We start from the raw sequence: 3,948 nt of genomic DNA, 5'->3' as shown, positions 1-3,948 counted from the left end.
AGCGAATCAAGAAGTGTCATGCACCCACACTCACCGCCCCACCCCAAAACGGCAAGAAGCTCCCACATGGCAAGCTCTTGCCACCGCCCGACGACCAATACGCACTCGCCAAGCCGCCACCAACTCGCCGCCCAGTCCCGCCCAAGGGGCGTCACCATACTCGTGGCTGTGGAGCGGCAGGACGAGACATTTATTCATGTAACGCGGGAGCGCTCGTCCGCCGCTCCACTATCCGACTTCCCGGAGACGCCGGCATCCCGTTGCAATTCCGCGCTACCGGGGCACGCCACGCGGCGCGGTCCGCGACGGGTAACGGAGATTTCTTGCCGGCACGTTACCGGCGTATATCCGAAAGGCGTCGCCCCGGCCCGGACGGGGCCGCAGTTACGCACCCCCAACGGTGTATCACCCACACTTTTGACGCCCGCGGCAGGCACCCCCGCAGCCCGTCCGATACCCGCAAACCCGCAGGTGAGAGGGGCTCCGGCAAGGAGGTGACAAGATGTTGCCCCACTGTTTTCCTTGACGCTTGTCCCGGAGATTCCGCACCCTATCCCATATGGCTATCGCGGTGGAGAAAAGGAAGCAAGCGGACGGCAAGAAGGTCATTTTGGCAGAGCCGCGCGGCTTCTGCGCCGGTGTCGAGAGAGCCATCGAGATCGTGGAACGCGCGCTGGAGATTCACGGCGCCCCGGTGTACGTGCGCAAGCAGATCGTGCACAACGGCCACGTGGTACGCGAACTGGAGGAGCGCGGCGCGATCTTCGTCGACTCCGAGACCGAGGTGCCCGAGGGCGCGGTGTGCATCTTCTCCGCCCACGGCGTCTCGCCGCAGGTGCGCGACAACGCGGCCGGCCGGCAGCTGAACGTTATCGACGCGACCTGCCCGCTGGTGTCCAAGGTGCACCAGGAGGCGCGGCGCTACGCCCGGGACGAGCGCACCCTGCTGCTCGTCGGGCACGCGGACCACGAGGAGATCGAGGGCACCTACGGCGAGGCGCCGGACCGCACGCTCATCGTCGAGGACGCCGAGGAGGCCCGGCAGGTGGAGCTGCCGCCGGGTACGGAAGCGGCGTTCCTGACGCAGACCACACTGTCGGTGGACGACACCTCGGAGATCGTGTCGATCCTCAAGGAACGCTTTCCCGGGATCGTCGGGGCGGGCAGCGAGGACATCTGCTACGCCAGCCAGAACCGGCAGAACGCCATCAAGGCGATCGCCGAGCGCTGCGACTTCGTCCTGGTCGTCGGGGCCACCAACTCCAGCAACTCCATACGTATGGTCGAGGTCGCCGAGTCCCTCGGCACCCCGGCCCGGCTGGTCCCGTCCGTGGCCGATCTGGACCCGGGCTGGCTGGAGGGCGTGGAGACCGTCGGCGTCAGCTCCGGCGCCTCCGCGCCCGAGATCCTCGTCCGGCAGGTCATGGACCGCCTCGCCGACCTCGGCTACGTCGACGTCGAGTCCGAGGTGACCGCGAAGGAAACCGTCGTGTTCCGTCCCCCGTCGGGGCTCGACCTGCCCGGGGAGCGCGCCGAAGCGGAGGACGCCGAAGGCGGCGCCCCGGCCGCCGGTGCGGCCGCCGGGGACGACACCGAGGCATTACTCGCCCGCGCCGTCACGCGGATCGAGGACCTGCTGCGCGAGGAGGTCGAGCGCTGGGGCGGCGTCGACGCGCGGGCCGCGCAGCCCATCGAGTCCGTCGCCGAGCTGGTCGCCGCGGGCGGCAAGCGGCTGCGGCCGAGGTTCTGCATCAGCGGCTACCTTGCCGCCGGCGGCAAGCTCGACGGCTCCGCCGCCGAGGACGCGGTCATCAACGCGGCCGCGGGCCTGGAGCTGCTGCACGCCTTCGCCCTCATCCACGACGACGTCCTGGACAACTCCCCCACCCGCCGGGGCCGGCCGACCACGCACGTGAAGCACGCCGGCATCCACGCGGAGCACGGCTGGGCCGGCGAGTCCCGCCGGTACGGCGAGAGCGTCGCCATCGTCGCCGGCGACCTGGCCTTCAGCTACGCCAACAAGATCACCGGCAACCTGCCGGAAGCCGCCCGGGATATCTGGACGTACCTCGGCTCCGAGATGCTCATCGGCGAGCAGCTCGACATGGCGCTGGCCGCCGAGCTGACCCCGGACCCGGACCTGGCCCGCTGGGTCGCCGTCTGCAAGTCGGGCCAGTACACGATCCACCGGCCCATGGCCCTCGGTGCCGCGATCGCCGGCCGCGCGGACCTCCACGAGGCGTTCGAGGCGTACGGTGTCGCCGCCGGCGAGGCCTTCCAGCTCCGCGACGACCTCCTCGACGCCTTCGGCGACTCCGCGGCGACCGGCAAGCCGGCGGGCCTTGACCTCAGTGAACACAAGATGAACCTGCTGCTGGCCCTGGCGGCCACCAAGGACGCCGACGTGGCGCGCCTGGTCGCCGACGGCGAGAACTGGGACCCCGACCGGCTCCGCGCCGCGCTGCTCGCGTCCGGCGTCCGCCAGGAGGTCGAGGACCGGATCGACCAGCTCGTCGAAACCGCGCGGACGGCGCTGCAGGGCGCGCCGCTGGCGGACGGCTGGCGGGAGCGGCTGGACGAGATGGCCAAGCAGGTCGCGTACCGCGACCGCTGACACAGAGCGAGACCCGCGGGGCCCTCTTCGGCCCAGCAGGACCGAACCGAGAGGATGAACAGACGTGGTGGACCTCGGCATGCCCAAGGTGCCGCAGCAGGTTGCTCCCCGACGGGAGAGCCGGCAGCTGAAGCTCGGGCACGACGACAGAGCCGTGCTGGTGGGCGGCGGTGCGCCGGTGAGCGTGCAGTCGATGTGCACGACCGTGACGGCCGACGTGAACTCGACGCTGCAGCAGATCGCGGAGCTGACGGCGTCGGGCTGCCAGATCGTACGCGTCGCCGTGCCCTCGGCCGACGACGCCGAAGCCCTGCCGGAGATCGCGCGCAAGTCGCAGATCCCGGTGATCGCCGACATTCACTTCCAGCCGCGGTACGTGTTCGCGGCGATCGAGGCGGGCTGCGCCGCGGTCCGCGTCAACCCGGGCAACATCAAGGCGTTCGACGACAAGGTCGGCGAGATCGCCAAGGCCGCCGCGGAGGCGGAGGTGCCGATCCGGATCGGCGTGAACGCGGGTTCGCTGGACAAGCGGCTCATGGAGAAGTACGGCAGCGCCACCGCGGACGCACTGGTGGAGTCGGCGCTGTGGGAGTGCTCGCTGTTCGAGGAGCACGGCTTCCGGGACATCAAGATCTCCGTGAAGCACCACGACCCGATCGTGATGATCAACGCGTACCGCAAGCTGGCCGCGGCCTGCGACTACCCGCTGCACCTCGGCGTCACCGAGGCCGGCCCCGAGTTCCAGGGCACCGTGAAGTCCGCGGTGGCCTTCGGCGCCCTGCTGGCCGAGGGCATCGGCGACACGATCCGGGTGTCGCTGTCGGCGCCGCCGGCCGAGGAGGTCAAGGTCGGCGCGGCGATCCTGGAGTCGCTCGGGCTGAAGGAGCGCCGGCTGGAGATCGTCTCGTGCCCCTCGTGCGGCCGGGCCCAGGTGGACGTCTACAAGCTGGCGAACGAGGTGACCGCCGGGCTCGACGGCATGGAGGTCCCGCTGCGCGTCGCCGTGATGGGCTGCGTCGTCAACGGGCCGGGCGAGGCCCGCGACGCCGACCTGGGCGTGGCGTCGGGCAACGGCAAGGGGCAGATCTTCGTCAAGGGTGAGGTCGTCGCCACCGTTCCGGAGTCGAAGATCGTCGAAACCCTCATCGAAGAGGCCATGCGCATTGCCGAGGACATGACGGAGGAGGAGGACGCGCCCGTCGGCAAGCCGCAGGTCATCACCCCCTGAGGCGGCCCGGGTCCGTTCTGTCGAATTCGTGAGGATGAATCACCAAGTGAACGCCAAGTCGTTGGTGTGTGGTGGCCAAGCGGGGTGGCGGATGCTGGGTGGGCGT

At 69.9% G+C, this 3,948-nt stretch carries 2 protein-coding genes; both read left to right on the top strand.

What is annotated here, in order from left to right; genetic code table 11:
• The first annotated feature begins 559 nt into the window (after positions 1–559).
• Positions 560–2,614 (top strand): 4-hydroxy-3-methylbut-2-enyl diphosphate reductase, encoded by a 2,055-nt coding sequence (locus ABD317_RS34340; protein WP_344295361.1) that lies wholly within the window; start codon positions 560–562, stop codon positions 2,612–2,614.
• Positions 2,615–2,693: 79 nt separating this feature from the next.
• Entirely contained in the window at positions 2,694–3,842 is a 1,149-nt protein-coding gene (gene ispG, locus ABD317_RS34335; RefSeq protein WP_344295364.1) for a flavodoxin-dependent (E)-4-hydroxy-3-methylbut-2-enyl-diphosphate synthase, read from the top strand.
• Positions 3,843–3,948 lie beyond the last annotated feature (106 nt).

Origin of the sequence: Streptomyces synnematoformans (assembly GCF_039531005.1) — a bacterium.
Taxonomy (GTDB): domain Bacteria; phylum Actinomycetota; class Actinomycetes; order Streptomycetales; family Streptomycetaceae; genus Streptomyces; species Streptomyces synnematoformans.
Note: the sequence above shows the minus strand (reverse complement) of the source record. Positions and strands in the feature narration are given on the sequence as shown.

Bases quoted from the DNA above. Each gene is read 5' to 3' on its own strand.
- ABD317_RS34340 (WP_344295361.1), top strand. From the start codon at position 560: ATGGCTATCGCGGTGGAGAAAAGGAAGCAAGCGGACGGCAAGAAGGTC.
- ispG (WP_344295364.1), top strand. From the start codon at position 2,694: ATGCCCAAGGTGCCGCAGCAGGTTGCTCCCCGACGGGAGAGCCGGCAG.